The following is a 16,902-nucleotide window of genomic DNA, read 5'->3' as shown; positions in this document are numbered from 1 at the left end:
AAACGATACTATGATAAAAAAAGTATCTGATTTGAAATAAAATAATACTTCTTTTTTTTATTAACCAAGCAAATATATAGAAAATAGTACAGAAAAGATGTGGATTTATGTGGCTTTTTAAATGGATACTTGTTTTTTAAAGGAGTTTATAGCGTGCCATTATACAAGCTAATTTTGTTGTTATTATTAATTATACTTTTTTATATAACAATTTTTATCTTCTTCTTTTTTAGGCATCCAATTAAAAGGGAAATTTTATCAAATTCTCAAATCTATTACTACCATAGGTTTTCTGCTCATTTTTGGAAATTGAAGTTTTTCGATTATTTTTTTATCATGAAATTCAATTTCTGGAGACACTCTCAATTTGGCTCTAAAATGATCCTTGATATTTTGTTTTAATTCTTCGCTAGGATTTACAGAAGTAGCTATTTTTAATCTAATGCCATCTGTACCAATCGTATTTTGGTAAATTTCGATAACAAAATTTTCAACCTCAATAAAATCATTTAATACATTGTTCAAAGCAGGGGGATATAGTGTGGTGCCCTTATACTTTATCATGTGTTTTTTTCTGCCAACAATGGGTCCAAGTCTCATTGTATTTCTACCACATGTACAGGGAGTTGTATGGGTTTTTAAAATATCACCCGTTTTAAAACGTAGTAAAGGCATAGCCTCAACACCTAAGGTTGTAATGACCAATTCACCTTCTTCGCCTTCATTAACAGGGTTGTTATTTTCATCTAAAATTTCTACAATTATTAATTCAGGATGCTGGTGCCCTCCTTGTTTTTCGCTACATTCAGTAAATGCTGTTTCCATTTCTGTTGATGCATACGTTGAGTACAATTCAATATCCCACTTTTCTTTTATTTTTTTAGATAACACGTTCATTGAAAAATCTTGTTCCCTTAAAGATTCTCCTATACAAATAGCACCTTTTATTCCTGAAGTGTTAACATCTATATCATTTTGTTCAGCGTATTCTATTAATTTTAGTAAAAATGAAGGTACTACAATTAAATAGGTAGGTTTAAACTTTAAAATAGAATCCCATTGCAGCTCAGGAATACCTGCGCCAACCCTTATAATGCCAGCACCCAACTTTCGTACACCAAGAAAATAAGCCAAACCTGCCATAAAACGTCTGTCGATAGTAGTCATTAATTGTAAAACATCGTTTTCACTAACACCTGCACAAGCAAATGAAATAGCTTCGTTATAAGCAAGTCGCTCTAAATCGTTATCGGTTAAAGCAAAGGTTACCGGGTTTCCTAAAGTGCCCGAAGTGGTAACATAATCTATGATTTTATTTTTCGGAACACATAAAAAGTCATCATTAAACTGCTGTAGTTGATCTTTGGTGGTTGTTGGAATTTTAACCAAATCTTCCAAAGACTTAATCGTATTTACATCAATATTATATTCTAAAAAAACACGTTTATAATAGGCTGAATTTTCATTGAGATACATTAATAATTCTGACAGCTTTTCTTCTTGAAACGCCTTAATATCTTGGATAGATGCTTGTTCTATTTTAGGAATCATTTGTTTAACTTCCTTTTTAGTTTTTTAATATACTTTTCTATGTTCTGTTGATCAGGAATTGTTGTAACCTCTTTTGTTTTTGCTTTTTCAAAGGTATTTAAAGCCGCCATATAATAGCCTTTTTCGTAATAATATTTACCAATAAAATAATAAACCTCCCAAAACTCAGGATTCAGTTTTTGATACTCAGATATAACAGATGGTGGTATATTCTCATCATTATCAATAGCGTTTAGAAGCGTTCTGTTTAACACTCGATAGGCTTCATAATCTTTGTAGGTTTGTGTGTATAAAAAAGGATCAGCTTCTATGGTTAACTCTGGTTTAGACAGGTTTAATTTTGTTGACGAACTATCAAAAACAGCGTCCAAACTATAAGCCACAAATTCGCCTAATTGATAGGGGTTAGACGAGACCCAAACCAAGCGTTCTTCGGGTTTAAAAACAATGCCATGGTGTGCCCTAAGTTGGTTTAATGCCTTCTCATTTCCGTGTCCAATAGCCTTATTATCAACCCCTTCTTTATTTCTTAAAATAGCTACGGCTTCTTTAACGGTCAGTTTTTCAGTATCATTTAAAAGCGCTTCCATACGCTGGTATCTATATTGTGAATGGCTTTCGGCAATATGCTTTATGTTGTTTTTATCTTCTGCATAAGCGCTACTTTGAAAATGATTGGAACAAATTAATTGCGTGGTATTTTCAACCTCATAAACTCCAAAATTTTGTGGAGACACCTCAATAGTAATCGCTTTTTTATCTTTGGCGCTTCCAATAAAAATGGATTCAGATACAAAAACTTGACGCTTTTTTGCGATAGCAATGGCCTCATCGATAGTAGAAGCAAATTGTAAAATTTCGCGCGTTAATATGGAAATAGGTGTTTTAGCTATCAACGGAACTTTCGATTTTCCCGCGTTAATACTTACTGTTAAGCCCTGTTCGTTCATACCGGAAACCACTCCAACCATGCCCGCCCATGTAACCGACATAAATTTGTAACCCTCGGTAGGATTTACAAAAGCAATGATTTTATTTTTGGCAAAATCATCTCCTGCATAAAAATCAAAATTACGCCCAATAAGCAATTGCCCATCTTCCGTTTTATTTCCCCAAACAGCAAACGATGTGCAACCTACCAGTGCTAGGTCTTGAAACGCATGCCCAATATCGTGTGCTCCATGAAGATATAAGACTCTCAAATAATTATCGGCAATATGTTTATAATCATTGGAAGCATATTTTGAAAGTCCATAGATTTCTGCTTTGTACGCATCGGGAATATTTAAATACATTTTACGATTGTAAAACGCTAACAGTTTTCTGAGTAGATATTGCTTAAATTTAGAAGGAACCATCTCATCCACCTTACTTAAAAAAGCATGCTCCTGTGTTTTGAATAGTTCCTGGGTTAATAACCCTTCATTCAACCCGAGTTGATATGGATTTCCCTCTACATAAAGCTCCCAAGTACCCTGTTTGTTTTTATATAGACTATTTTTTCCGGCAATAAATGTAGAATCGTTGATGGAGGTACGTGCTGAAATGGCAGCATCATAAATACTAATATCCGGTATATGGTGTATAGATTTTGAAATACCACAAGACGTCAATATTAAAAAAAGCACCACTATATATATGTTGCGCTTATATATTGACGAAGCATTATTCATTACTGCTCTAAATTTTTTAGTGTATTACTTGTGTTTTTAACAGCCCATTCATTTTTATAATCTATCCATTTTTGACCCTTCCATTTTCGCATGATATTTTCAAAATGGCGCATAAAAAACAAATTGTACAACATATTTATTGCCGTTAATGGTTTTTTGGTAAAGGCTCTTAGTGTCATGGAAAAACCACCGTCTAAGTACTCAACAAAGTGCCAATAGCCACTAGGCATGTATAGGGCATCGCCATGTTTCATATATACCTCAATGCCTTTAACCTGTTTTAAAGCAGGGTATTTTTCAAAATCTGGATTTGCCATATCTATGTCTTCCAAATTATGGACAGCAAAAGGTATTTTATATAAGAATTTAGTTTGCTCGGGTGAAAACAACAGGACACGTTTGGTGCCATGAAAATGAACATGCAACAAATCTGCCAAATCCATATCAAAATGAGCTAACACTTGCGAGCCTTTACTACCAAAAAACAAAACAGGTAGCCGTTTAAAGAATTTTAAACCGATATCTGGATACTTAAAATCTTTAGCTAAAACCGGCATTTTTTTCATAACATCATAAAAGAAAATACGCAAATCGGTAGGTTTGGTTTTTAAGATTTCTATATAGTCAAACAACTTCATTTCGGTTGCTGGTTCTGCCGATTTTTGTTTGCCTTTAGTTACTTGATTGTTATATAACGGAACTACTTGATCGCCTGCCAAAGACTGAATGTAATCTAAATTCCATTTAGTGTACGCCTCCCAATCTTTGGTAAGGTTTTCAATCAACACAGGTTGTTGGGGTTTATAATAGTTCTCTATAAAATCTGCTTTTGTGATATTGGCTTCACGCTTTACTGCTGTTAATTTGAATTGCCCCATATTGCTTCTATTTAATCAACATCTTGCTTTTTGAAATCTAAAATTTTATCTAGTAAATAATCTTTTCCAAGTATTTCAGAACAGGTTATAACGGCACTAATTGTAACGCCTAAAATACCATGCATATTAAGGCTTTGCCCTGTTAAATACAGATTTTTAATTCTTGTTCTAGGAGAAAGGTGGGAGTGCATAGGTTTGTTAACATCCTTTACATAGCCATAAATGGACCCACGGTTACTACCAATATAATCTCGATAGGAGAGCGGAGTAGACGTGTAATAAGACGCTATACAATCTCTTATATTCGGGAACTTTTTTTCTAATTCATCAATTAAAATTTCGGCCTTTTCAGTTTTAAATTCCTCATAGGTTTGCCCGCGTTCATTTTTGTTTGCCACTGTATTATGTGTGTTTTCCCAAGGCAACACTTCATCGTAACGCATATAGGTCATTACCGCAATATTATCGCCATAACCATTTGAATTTTTCTTGATGCCCATAGACATCATATAGCCTTCTGGCCAACTTTCCTGAGTGTAATCTTGAGAACTCCAAACCTTATCTACATCTTTAAAATGATAGAAATTCTTGTTTTGATACTTAAACATGTTCGGTTTTAAAACAATATATAACGTAAAAGCGGCAATGGTACTTTCTATTTTTTCAATACGATTAACGAAGGGTTTTCTAAACCTGTCTTCGCCAATCATTTTTACTGTAAATTTAGGTTCAATATTTGAAATAAATAAATCGCCCTTAACCTCTTTTCCTTTTTTGGTAATGGCAGAAGTAATTAGGTCGTTTTCAAATCCAAATTCTACAACTTCATTATGGTTATAGGTTTCGCCCCCTAGAGCTTTAAGGGTTTTAATAAGAATCTTAGTGATTTGGCTTCCACCATTTATACAACGGTAAGAACTTTCAATATAGGAATTGGTAGATAAAGCATGAACATAAAAAGGGGTTCTATTATGGTCTCCCGCATATAAGTAATTTGTACCTGCTAATACTGCTTGTAATTTTTTGTTATTGGTAAAGGAATTGATAAACTCTTTTGCTGGAAGTTGAAAAATTTCCATATCATCGTAATATGCGTTCCCCTTTTCAAGAGAATATAAAGGAAACTTTTTGCAGGTTTCTCTTAAATTATCACAATACATTCTGATGCCTTTCTCTTCACCTGGAAAGTCTATCAATAAGTTTTTAATGAAATTTTCATATCCTTGGGCGTGTTTATATTCTTTAGGGTCATTATCAAAGGAAATGATATCAAACCCATCTTCATCCATTTTATGAAAATTAAGTTGTTCCATAATACCTATATACTTAAAATATTCATATAGGTTTTGCCCTTTACTTAAACCACCAATGTAATGTACGCCAGTATCAAAAATGGTTTTGTTTCTTACAAAGGTTTGTAAATTACCTCCATACTGGTTGTTTTTCTCAAGTACACAAACACTTTTACCTTCTTTAGCTAAAATAATGGCAGACACTAATCCAGCCAAACCACTTCCTATAATTACTACGTCGTAATGCTTCTGCATGGTTTTAAATTTGAGGTATTGGTTTTAATATAATCATAGTTTCATTTTCAAAAACAGTATCAAAATTTAAGGTATTCACGCTTGATATAAAAGCTTTACTTTCTTTTATAAAAATTAAAAGATTATAAGAATGCATTAATATCGTTTCCAATTTATTTGAATTGAGTGTCTCAAAATTAACAATAATTGCGTTGGCATTTTGACTTAAAACCTCATCAAGAGTGTTAAAAATCTTTATATTTTGTTGACGGTTGGTTATAAAACTATGTCTCAATATAGTATTATTGTGTTCGTCATCCAAATAAGTGAATATTTTGCGGTCGCTACTATCTAAAGCCATTAAAAAATCTAACTGTCCCTTATCTTTAGATACATGAAGGATGGTTTCATTTTTGCCTAAAACATCTATGATTTTTTTATATGCATCTTTATGGGTTTTAAGATCCTGCTTTACGTTTTCATATACGGCATCGCCTTTATACCTAAAATCTTCCAATATAATTTTATGAAAATAGCCAGCATCCTCAATGTTATTTCTTAAAACTCTGAATTCATTTCTAAAATAAGCCCCAATTTTTTTGGCTCTTTGTGTGTAATTTTCACCAAAATTAGTGTCATTTGCTTTAATTCTATCTAGAATTTTTAATGTGATGCTGCCATCTTTAATAATAAAACTTCCTTTAGGGTTTACTTCAGAATTACCATGAATAAGCACCGGAACCATATCCAGCTTAAATTGTTCTGCCAAATAAAATGCACCCTTATGAAAGCGTTTAATTTTATTAGTGGTAGAGCGTGTGCCTTCTGGAAATGCCATTAAAGAATAACCTTGATCTACTTTTTTCTGCAAATGGGACAAACCGTTTTCAATACCACTAGATACCGGATAAAATCCTGCCATTCTAACGGCTTTTCCAAAAACTGGAGAATTGTAAACCCAATCATTCACTAAAAAAATAATTTTTGGATGCAACATGCCTATCGCTAAAATATCCAAGAATGATGTGTGATTTGAAATAATTACCGCTTGCTTCTTAAAGTTTTCATTATTCAAGTTTATGATGCGCTTAGCCACAAAAGGATTGGTGTATAAAACGGACTTGATAAATTTTGAAAGCACTTTGTGAAACCACATCATCTTTATTTTTTTAGACAATGGGATAAGTGGTATGATGGTAACACTAAACAATGACAACAAAAAGCCCCCAATGCCATAATAACCAAAAGAAAAAACGGAATGCAGCAATAAACGCAACGTAATGGGGCGTTTTGTTTTACTGCCAATAAACAACTTAAACAACAAGGGCTGCAGAGTAAAAGAGATAGCCAAGGCAGACAAAATTCCAATAATAGATACTGATGCGATGGAGTGTAACGCTGGATGCTTCGCAAAAATAAGAACACCAACACCTAAAATAGTTGTGACAACAGAAAGAATGATAGATGTTTTATGGGTTGGTAATGTTTTTTCACCCGTTTGGTATTCGTGCAATAATGCGTTGGTAATAAAAATACTGTAATCGATACCCAGCCCAAAAATAAACGTAGAAATAATAATATTGAATATATTAAACTGAATTCCAAATAAACCCATAACACCAATGGTAACCATCCAAGTTAAGCCAATAGGAATGGCTGTTACCAAGGTTAAAGAGAAACTTCTATAAAACAGCAATAATAATAAAAACACTACTATTGAAGAATATAGAACCAATCGGTTAAAATCGGTTTTAAGATTTCCCAAAAAGGTTTCATTCATTTGTTTTCTATCAATAACAACTGTTTGTTTAAAATTTTTAAATGCATCTACCAGCTGTTGTGCATTTTCATCTTGCACTTTAACCAACGTTGTTATGGTAGTGAAATTTTCTTTTGAGGTGATGAAATCTTCAGAAGCTATTGTTTTTAAATGGGTGTAATCTGCAACTGAAAGTGGCTTGAAAGCAGTATGTAAATGCTCATAAAAACGGTTGAAGGTGGAAGGTTTAAAACCCAAAGCATTTCCGCTTTCAATAAGATTGGTTTTTGTTTTTTCTATTTTTTCTGAAGACCAAAACGCATCCCAAAACTGTATTTTTTTTGTTTGAACATCTTTTGAATGAATCAACGAACCTATAGAGCTAAATCTGAGGATTTTATCTTGAGTTTGAAGGTTTTTAAGCTTTGAAAAAATAGCATCATTTACAAGTAATGCGTCTTCATCGGAATCGCCATACGCAGCAATATAAACAGATTTAGAAGATAAGTTGGTTAATGCATCCAATCGTTTTTGGGCATCTAAAAGTGCTTTAGGTTCAAAATTTAACGTGTTTAAATCGTTATTAAAAGTAACTTTATTATAAGTGAAAATACTAACCACAAAAACTAAAACCACCCCAATAATAGCCCATTTTTTTTTATGAAAAGGATAGGATGCCAAAGCATCTATAACCGTTTTTTTAGTACTTGCTTTTACCTGTAATTTATAAACTTGTGGAATAAAAACCAAAGCAAAAACGGAAGCGCTTAACACACTTACAGCTGCGAATATTCCCAAATCTTGAAGTGCTTGCGACTCAATAAACAATAAACACAAAAATGCCAAAGCGGTTGTTAAGCTACTCATTAAAACCGGCTTTGTAATTTCCTTATACAATGCCTTTATATTATTATTGCTTCTAATATGCGTGAGTATATGCAAAGCATAATCTAAAGTAACACCCAACAAAACAGATCCAATACCCAAAGATATCGCCGATATTTTTGTGCGAATTAAAAACAATAAGGCCATAGCCACTAAAGCGCCAAATACGGTAGGAATGAATAAAATAATTGAAATGCTAACCCTTTTATAAAAGAAAATAAGGATAAGCAACAAAATGCTCATGGCAATACTTACTGTAATTTGAATATCTGCCTTTATTTGGTTGGCATTAGCTACCGCTATAAGCGTTCCTCCAAAATATTCACAGGATGCTTTATTTGTAAACTCACTGTTTAATGCTTCCTGCAGTTTATATAAATTATTTGCAAATAGGGTGTTTTTATCCGTTTCATTTGAATTATATGTTGGCGTAATAAATAGCAACACATGATTTCTGTCTCTACTTAAAATAAAGTTATTATATAAGGTAAAATCATCACCAATATTAAGTTCTTGAAGCTTTTTTAAACCTATAAACGACAACCCCAAGGGGTCTTTTAAAATAATGTCTTTAGCTACAAAACCTGAAGGCGAAACAAGCGTTTTGTAATTGTTGCTTGTTATTGATTGGATACTGTCTTTATATAACTTATTGGTTATAGTTTGGTAATCGTTTTCATTAAGGAAAAGGGGCAAATTATTATATGTAAAATCGAGGGTATTTAAAACATCGTCGTCTTCAACACGCCCTTGAATTTGTTTTATATATTGCCCTGAGGATTTTGAAATACTATCAATGAATGCTTCTGCATATGTAATTAAATCATCAGCAGTTCCCTGATCCTGACGTTGGATATTGACAATAATTTTATCTGCAAAATTAACTTGCTTTAATACTTTTTGTGCTTCTGAAGATTCTTGGGTTTGTGGAATTAGTTTTGTAATATCTTCTTCAAATTCAAGATGGTAAGCCAAAAAACCTAGCCCTACTATTGTGGCCAACAATACACATAAGCTTAAAATTTTATTTGAATGAATACGCTTATATATATTATAAAATAACTTATCCATTTTGAAGCGTTATTTTCTTTTTTTCAAAAAATGAAAAGAATATAAAACCTAAAACGCCACAAATAGAAGCAGATAAAATAGCAAGCGAAAAGCTACCTATAATATAGGTTTTTAAATGTTCGGCAATATCAAAATTATTTTCAAAGGTTTCTAAAGTATATTCATAATCTAAACCCAAAACAAACTGTCCCATTTTAGAACTTGCATATAAAACAAACGGAATAAAAGGTGGCAAACTCACGTTTGAAAATGTAAAGGCTATGGCTTTATTCAACTTAAGAAAAATAGCCGAAAAAATAACGATTAGGGTATGAAACCCCCAAAAAGGAGACAGACCAATAAAAACCCCTAAGGCAATAGATAATGCCTTTTTACTGGACGAATCATCGCTACCCAAAAAGTCTTCAACAAAAAAACGCTTAATGCCTTTTTTTTTTAATTTTCTGTATATTTCACGGGGCTTAATGTAAACGATAGTTAAAAAAACCAAACATGTATTTAGAATACTGATTCTTGTAAAATCTTTAAAAGGCCTAAAGTGCGATACCCGTTCATTGGTGTCGTATAAAACTGCAATAGGTACATTTTTCACTTCTACATCATTCCAGGCTGCTTTAACAATAACTTCTATTTCAAATTCAAACTTATTGGTATAAAACTTAAGTTTTTCTAGGGTTTTTAAAGGGTATAATCTAAACCCAGATTGGGTATCAGTAAGTTTTATTCCTGTTTCAAACCAAAACCAAAAGTTAGAGAATTTATTGCCAAAACTACTTTTACCGGGCACTCCTTCCTGACTCATGTTTCGAGCACCAATTAGCAGGAGATTTTTATTTTCAGCTTTCTCAAGGGCGTCAATAAAAACGGGGATATCCTTGGGAAAATGTTGTCCGTCTGAATCTATAGTGATGGCGTAATGATACCCTAGGGCTATCGCTTTTTTAAAACCAACACGTAATGCATTCCCTTTGCCTTTATTTTTGGGGACATGAATTTGTTCAAGTTGTGAATAATTTTTAAGAATTTGAGTGGTCGAATCGGTAGAACCATCATTAATTACAATAACATGTGTGGTATATTGTAAAACCCCTTCAACAACGCGTTTTAAAGTACGCTCATTATTGTATGTTGGAATTAATACACATACTTTTAGTTGGTCTATCTTTAGTGTAATTGGTTCTTTATTCACTTAAAAAGTGTTTAATTCAATACGCCAAAATTACTGATTTTTCTTCATTAGTGAAGACTTTAGATTGTGAAATATAGTCTTTGATCAGGTTTTTCAACAAACCTGCTTTTATAGTTTTGAATTGGTTTAATATAAAGTGTTTGTCTGCTTCAATAGCGTCTTTATATTTTAAAAGCTTTGGTGTGTTTTCTTGAATACTTATTCTAATAAAACGTATTTCTATGTTAGAGGGGTCTTTTTCAACAGCAAACTCCACAAGTGAAACAGCATTAACAAAACCCTCTTTTTTTTCTTTTATCGTTGCAGCACCTCTTGCTTTTAATGCTATGGCAGCACCTTTATAGGCAACCAATTCTATTATATCGCTTTTTGTGACTTTTGAAACCATATTGTAAAATGTTTCAATTTTTGAATGGTCTTGGGCGGCTTCTTTATAGGATTGTCTTACCGTATCCAAATCCATTGTTTGAACGCTTATAAAAAAAACAATCATAAATAATCCCAAAAACTTCATATCACTTACTTTTCTGTAAAATTACTGGTCAATTTTAATGCCACAATATCTTCAAAAGTGGTGATGTTTTTTACTCTGTAACCTTCGTCTGTTTTTGTTATTTCCAAACTCAACTCTAAATTTGGTGTTTTTTCAGGATTGATAATGGCCATAAATTTAATGTTGCTTGAGGATTGCATCATTAATTTTTTGCCCACAACTTCTTCTGTTAGCTCTTTAATAATCTGCATCATGCAAACACCCGGTGTTACAGGATTACCAGGAAAATGCCCCTTAAAAATATCATGGTCCTTGTTTATGGTAATATGAGCTGTTGCCAAATTTTCTGTAACCGCTAGATCGTTTAAACTGTAAAAGTCTTTTAATTGCATATTAAAACTTAAATTTATAATACATTCCTAATTGAAAAACAGTATTAAACTGGTTTTCATCTTCATATTGTTGGGAATCAAAACTATGCCAATCACCAGAGAAAACATCTACCAAACCACGTTTGTATCTTGCTTCTATACCCAATCCGTTTTTAAAGTCAATACCAATTCCTAAGCCAATATTTAAATCTATAAAAGTAACATCATTGCCTTCATTTCTATTAGCCAATCCTATAAGTGAATCATCGCTATCGAAATCAAAGCCAGGAGCAATTATAAAATGAAAAGGAGAATCTTTTACAAAAAACTTGTTGGCTACCGATACTGATATATAGTGAATAACAACATTTTCATCCATGGTGTTTTTTGCATCTGCACCTTGATTGGAATATCCTAACTCCGGTTGCAGCGTGTATAATTCGGAAATTTTTATGTTCACTAAAGCACCAAGATACAAACCAGTTTTGGTTTCCAAATTTGTGTTTGAGAGATTCGCTATATTAACACCGCTTCTAAAACCAAAAGATGTTTTAGATTGTGAAAAGGTCGAAAAACTTAAAAAACCAATTACGAAAACAAGAATACTATTTTTCATATATATTAAAATTTATAAGCAACACCTAATTGAATAACACCATTTAAAACAGCATCTCTAAAATAATTTTCATCATCATTGTAATAATAACCATCGTTGTACTCGTCGTAATAATCTTGTCTTATGTCCAACAACCCTTGCTTGTATCTAATTTCAACAGATAATCCATAAGGAAATTCATAGCCCACACCTCCAAATAATGAAAAATCTATAGGCATGTAAGTATCATAATCATTTTCTGAAACCAAAATATCGAGCGATGGCCCCACAATGATGTTGAAACCATTGTTGTGGGCAGGAAAAAATTTATTGGCAATTCCTAAACTCACATACTCTAAATCAAAATCAAGATCTTGCCTGTTAACATAGTAAGGATCGTCTGAATAATAAAGATTCCCTATTCTATAAGTAGTCCCTTGATTTGAATAGGAAGTTTCAACCTGCAACTCATAAAAACTGGTTAGATGCACATTTACAAATATACCAGCATCCAAACCTAGTTTTCTTTTGTTATAATCTACATTGGTAAGGTTTGAAAAGTTTGCCCCCAATTTTACTCCTGGACGCACTTTTACTTGCGAAAATACTACTGTTGTAAATAAAACACATACAAGAGCGAACGTTAATTTTTTCATAATCAATTGATAGATTTAAGGGTGATTTTTAGCTTTATATTTGAATGTACAATATCAATTCTTTTTGCAATATTATTATTAATTTCTGTAAATAAAAACCTTACTTTTTCTTTGGCGTTATTTACTCTTATTATTTTATAGGTTTCAGGATTTTCAAAGTAATAATACGTTTTATTATCTAAAGATGCCTTTTTAACTGTTTCACTATCTAACTTATAGGTTTCTATTGGCTCCAATTTTTCGGTGATGAGTGTTTTAAAATCCTTTTTAAGAATATTGATGAGTATTTTTTTATTGAGATCATCCAGAATGTAATTTACCTTAAAGTCTCCGTGGTTAAAAGAAAAATCAAAAAGGGTGTTTCCCATTTCTGTAGTAAAAACGATTCGATGTTGTTCCGCAGCTATTTTCTTCATAATAAATAAACCACCAAAATTGTGATTGTAAACTTCTATTTGGGCTTTGTAAACATAATCTTGATTTGAATTTGCGAAATAAGGATTCACAATAGCTCCAAAATTCTCTAGGCTTTTGAAGTTGTTCTTTTTAGGATAAGATCCACAACTTAATAGGAAGGTGCAAACGCTAATTAGTAAAAAAGGCTTCATCAATGGTTTTATTTAGCACTTTGTTTGTAAATACAATTTTGGTATAATCACCTGTTGATTCAATCATTTTTACCTCAGTAACATCGCCGTTTTCATTAAATGTAATGTGAAACGTTTTAATGTATTTGGCAAATTTTTCATCTTTCGGACTAAAATAAACCACCCTGTTTTTTGATGTTTTAAAATACTGTATATTGAATTTTGTATCATCAAACATATCGCCTTTTACACTGCTAACAATAAGATTGTTGAGTTGTTTAAACATTTTATTACTTCCAATATCGATGTTGCTTTTTTTACCTTCATCATTAATATAAAGCGTTTCTCCTTTAAACAACACCGCATATTTAAAAGGTTCTAAATAGGCCCATTTTATTAAATTTGGTGCTTTAAAGGCCAGTTTTCCAGACGTTTCAATATCGTTATCTAAAAAATCCAAATGTTTGTATTGCACAAAATCACTCGTGATGGTTTTAGTAGAAGTTGCTAGTTTTTTAACTTGATTTTTTAAATGGGAAGCTTCAGAATCTGTCATTTTGGTTTGTGCTTGAGCTGCCACAACCAAGAAAAATACTGTATAAAGTAAATTATTACGCATAAGCTTTCATATTAAATAAAGTGTCTATAGTAACAGACTCCATATTTTGTTTTTGTAAAAATAACAATAACTGTTCCAAAACAATCACCGTTTTTTCACTGGTATCATGAAGTAAGATAACATCGCCCCTTTTTAGGTTTTTAGTTATCCTTTTCAAAATCTTTTTTTCACTTAAATTAGTAGTGTCTAAAGATCGTTTGCTCCATCCAATCGATTGTAATTTGGTGACTTTTAAAGCACGTTTTATACTAGGATTGGTTACCCCAAAAGCTGGTCTGTAAAGTTTTATACCTAATCCTGTTTGCTGTTTTATAATCGCATTTGTTTGCTGTAATTCTGAAATTACTTTTTCTGTGCTAAAAAAACCAAACGCATGATCGTGGGAATAAGTGTGATTACCAACGGTGTGACCATTTTCTATAATACTTTTGAAAATGTCTGGAAATAATTCAATGTGCTTGCCAATACAAAAAAAGGTCGCTTTGGCATGATGTGTCTTTAACAGACTTAGAACTTTAGGAGTAAACTCTGGATTGGGGCCATCATCAAACGTAATGGCTACGTGATTATGTGGTGTTTTAGGATTTGAATTTAACGACTTCAAATGATAATTCCAGCCAATAAAAGCAGACCCCGACACGGTTAAAAACAACCAAATAATAAACACCATAAAAACAAGCCAAAGTGAAACGTTATAAACGCTGTAACCAATCAATAAGATCATGATGGTTAGACCCGCAATGATGTTTACAGATTTAAAATTCAACACTGTTTTAGTAAGGTGAAACTATGGTTTTCTCCACGATACTGGTTGTATAATAAAACGGTTTTGAAAGCTGAAGAATTTACATGGTTAAGCTTAACACAGTCTGGAAGTATTTGGGTTTTTAATATTTTTGATGCCAACCAAAAGCCAAACGAAGAAGCTGTATTAAACTCCCCGCACAAATGTTTGTAATAAACCTGCTGTGTATTGTTAAAAACTTTGGAAATCAGTTCATCATAAAAAGAATCAAATTTAACATCACCATTATTCCCTAATACAACTAAATCAATATCTTCAACTTCTAAATTATTCGATTTAAGAAATTGAATTGCTGCTTGAGCTACTTCAGCTTTTGGTAAGGTATTATATATTTTTACCGAAAGTACTTCTGCATAGGTTGATGGTTGTTTTTCATTAGAAAGTACGAAAAAATTAGCACCTTCACCAAACACAGCACCTTCTGTTTTAGATTGCAATAACTGGGAGGCTTTGACAATTTCTGGTTTAATATGATTGATAATTTTGTGAAGCGCTGTGGTATGTTCACCCAACTCATCAACACCGCCCACCAAAATGGTGTGTTCTTCACCTAATTCCAATTGAAGTTTTGCATCTATCAGAGCAGATTCAAAAGAATTGCTAGCATGCACATAGGTAAAATTATAGCCTTTGCATTGCAGTTCTAAAGCAATTTGCCCTCCAACGGTATTATGTGTAGATTGTATGAACGATGTTGGTGTAAGATACTGCTCATCATCATCAATAATGGCACTTACAAATTTTTCAGAATCACGAACACAGCCCATGCCCGTTCCTGTAATAATAGCATCTACTTGCTCTAAACCAGCTTCTTGCAAAGCTATTTTTGAAGCTACCACACTCATTTTTATACCGCTTGCCATACGTCTTGCCGCAGCAGGTGGAATATAATCTTTATAATTTGGGTTAACAACACTAATTACTTGTGCTTCATGATCGACAAATTCATTTAAAAACTCATTGTTTTCAAATGTTTTTTGAGCTGAAATTGAGCCAATACCATTAATGTATACGTTCCTATTCATTATTGTTCTTTAGAGAATATAACTGTTGAACAATTCCCGCCAAAACCGAATGAATTGGACATGACGTTTTTTAACGGTTTTTCTTTTATGTTCAGTTGTGGTTTGATACTGAATTCTTTCATCTGGGTTTTAAAGTTCAAATTAGGGTACACCACATTGTGTTGCAGCGCCAATACGGAATATACAGCTTCTATGGCGCCTGCAGCGGCCAACGTATGCCCTGTGTAAGCTTTGGTTGAACTAAAATCTGGCACATCATTACCAAAAACGCGTATGATGGCCCTACCTTCAGATAAATCGTTATTCCCTGTGGCAGTTCCATGTGCATTAATATAATCGATATCCTGGGGTGCATAGTTTGCTACTTTTAAGGCTTTTTCCATTGCAAAAGTAGCGCCATCGCCATGATCTGAAGATGCTGTTTGATGAAAGGCATCATTGGCATTAGCATAGCCTTTTACATACCCCAAAACCTCTTTGTTTTCAGCTTTTACTACTGCATCAGATTCTAAAACCAAAAAAGCGGCAGCTTCACCTAAATTCAACCCTTTTCTGTTTTCATCAAAAGGAGCGTTATAGGTATCCGATAATATCATTAATGTTTTAAATCCGTTGATCGTAAACTTTGATAAACAATCGGTTCCACCAACAATCACACGGTCCAATTGCCCTGATTTTATTAATCGGGCGCCTAACATAATGGCATTTGCTGCTGAAGAACAAGCGGTACTAATGGTAGTTACAAAACTTTGCTCTATCCCTAATTGTTCGGCTATTTTTTGGGTAGAATCGCCTGCATGATGGCCTTCTATGTATTTTTGGGTCTCCTTATTTTCTAAATAATCATAATAATAGCGCTCTGTCATGTCCATACCTCCTACGCTGGTAGCTGAAACCAAACCTGTTCTATAAGCATGAATGTCTATAATTCCGGCATTTTTAATAGCTTGTTTTGCTGCTATGGCACCTAGCAATGCGGTTCTAGAATAATTATTATTTGAAGATAAGCCTAATTGCTGCTCTAATTCTTGATTGGTAAAAGCTATTTCCCCAACCATAATATCATTTACATGGTTTGTTTTAATTTTTGAAACTCTAGTAATTCCCTTTTTGCCTTCAATAAGCGACTGGTAGTTTTCTGCTACATTGTTTCCAATAGCAGAAATAATCCCCATCCCAGTTATAGCAACACCTTTACCCATATAAATTTTTAAGTAGA

Annotated in this window: 15 protein-coding genes; all 15 read right to left on the bottom strand. The window is 32.8% G+C overall.

The features are described from left to right. Positions 1 to 258 precede the first annotated feature (258 nt). From J8H85_RS15660 to J8H85_RS15590, 15 genes are read right to left on the bottom strand one after another with little or no spacing between them, the layout of a single operon-like run. Positions 259 to 1,551, bottom strand: coding sequence for a phenylacetate--CoA ligase family protein (locus tag J8H85_RS15660; RefSeq protein ID WP_209656172.1), 1,293 nt, complete (start codon positions 1,549 to 1,551; stop codon positions 259 to 261). Further along, positions 1,548 to 3,224, bottom strand: a complete 1,677-nt coding sequence (locus tag J8H85_RS15655; protein WP_209656170.1) for a C45 family autoproteolytic acyltransferase/hydolase — start codon at positions 3,222 to 3,224, stop codon at positions 1,548 to 1,550. The genes J8H85_RS15660 and J8H85_RS15655 overlap by 4 nt, the downstream gene beginning before the upstream one ends. After that, on the bottom strand, positions 3,224 to 4,102 hold the full coding sequence (locus J8H85_RS15650) for a cupin-like domain-containing protein (RefSeq protein WP_209656168.1): 879 nt from the start codon (positions 4,100 to 4,102) through the stop codon (positions 3,224 to 3,226). The genes J8H85_RS15655 and J8H85_RS15650 overlap by 1 nt, the downstream gene beginning before the upstream one ends. A gap of 11 nt (positions 4,103 to 4,113) precedes the next feature. Continuing rightward, the gene (locus J8H85_RS15645) at positions 4,114 to 5,649 is read right to left on the bottom strand and encodes a phytoene desaturase family protein (protein ID WP_209656166.1); all 1,536 of its coding nucleotides are present in this window, start codon (positions 5,647 to 5,649) and stop codon (positions 4,114 to 4,116) included. 4 nt (positions 5,650 to 5,653) lie between these two features. Next, positions 5,654 to 9,343, bottom strand: coding sequence for an MMPL family transporter (locus J8H85_RS15640; RefSeq protein ID WP_209656165.1), 3,690 nt, complete (start codon positions 9,341 to 9,343; stop codon positions 5,654 to 5,656). Next, entirely contained in the window at positions 9,336 to 10,532 is a 1,197-nt protein-coding gene (locus tag J8H85_RS15635; RefSeq protein WP_209656163.1) for a DUF2062 domain-containing protein, read from the bottom strand. The genes J8H85_RS15640 and J8H85_RS15635 overlap by 8 nt, the downstream gene beginning before the upstream one ends. Positions 10,533 to 10,548: 16 nt before the next feature. Beyond that, positions 10,549 to 11,046: a hypothetical protein gene (locus tag J8H85_RS15630; RefSeq protein WP_209656161.1), complete on the bottom strand. Its 498-nt coding sequence runs from the start codon at positions 11,044 to 11,046 to the stop codon at positions 10,549 to 10,551. A gap of 5 nt (positions 11,047 to 11,051) precedes the next feature. Continuing rightward, positions 11,052 to 11,417, bottom strand: coding sequence for a 3-hydroxyacyl-ACP dehydratase (locus J8H85_RS15625; RefSeq protein ID WP_209656159.1), 366 nt, complete (start codon positions 11,415 to 11,417; stop codon positions 11,052 to 11,054). A 1-nt stretch (position 11,418) separates the two neighbouring features. Then, the gene (locus J8H85_RS15620) at positions 11,419 to 12,012 is read right to left on the bottom strand and encodes a porin family protein (RefSeq protein WP_209656157.1); all 594 of its coding nucleotides are present in this window, start codon (positions 12,010 to 12,012) and stop codon (positions 11,419 to 11,421) included. Between the two features lie 5 nt (positions 12,013 to 12,017). After that, entirely contained in the window at positions 12,018 to 12,647 is a 630-nt protein-coding gene (locus J8H85_RS15615) for a porin family protein (protein WP_209656155.1), read from the bottom strand. Positions 12,648 to 12,649: 2 nt separating this feature from the next. After that, entirely contained in the window at positions 12,650 to 13,255 is a 606-nt protein-coding gene (locus J8H85_RS15610; protein WP_209656154.1) for a hypothetical protein, read from the bottom strand. Beyond that, complete coding sequence (locus tag J8H85_RS15605) at positions 13,233 to 13,853, bottom strand: LolA family protein (protein WP_245243835.1); 621 nt, start codon at positions 13,851 to 13,853, stop codon at positions 13,233 to 13,235. The genes J8H85_RS15610 and J8H85_RS15605 overlap by 23 nt, the downstream gene beginning before the upstream one ends. Continuing rightward, positions 13,846 to 14,622 (bottom strand): polysaccharide deacetylase family protein, encoded by a 777-nt coding sequence (locus J8H85_RS15600; protein WP_317195019.1) that lies wholly within the window; start codon positions 14,620 to 14,622, stop codon positions 13,846 to 13,848. The genes J8H85_RS15605 and J8H85_RS15600 overlap by 8 nt, the downstream gene beginning before the upstream one ends. After that, the gene (locus J8H85_RS15595) at positions 14,616 to 15,683 is read right to left on the bottom strand and encodes a beta-ketoacyl synthase N-terminal-like domain-containing protein (RefSeq protein ID WP_209656153.1); all 1,068 of its coding nucleotides are present in this window, start codon (positions 15,681 to 15,683) and stop codon (positions 14,616 to 14,618) included. Before J8H85_RS15595 ends, J8H85_RS15600 begins: the two co-directional genes overlap by 7 nt. Beyond that, a complete protein-coding gene (locus tag J8H85_RS15590) occupies positions 15,683 to 16,885 on the bottom strand; it encodes a beta-ketoacyl-[acyl-carrier-protein] synthase family protein (RefSeq protein WP_209656152.1) in 1,203 nt (400 codons plus the stop codon). Before J8H85_RS15590 ends, J8H85_RS15595 begins: the two co-directional genes overlap by 1 nt. Positions 16,886 to 16,902 lie beyond the last annotated feature (17 nt).

This window comes from Mariniflexile gromovii (assembly GCF_017814435.1).
Lineage (GTDB): Bacteria > Bacteroidota > Bacteroidia > Flavobacteriales > Flavobacteriaceae > Mariniflexile > Mariniflexile gromovii.
The sequence above is the reverse complement of the archived record's forward strand: the minus strand, read 5'-3'. Positions and strand labels throughout refer to the sequence as shown.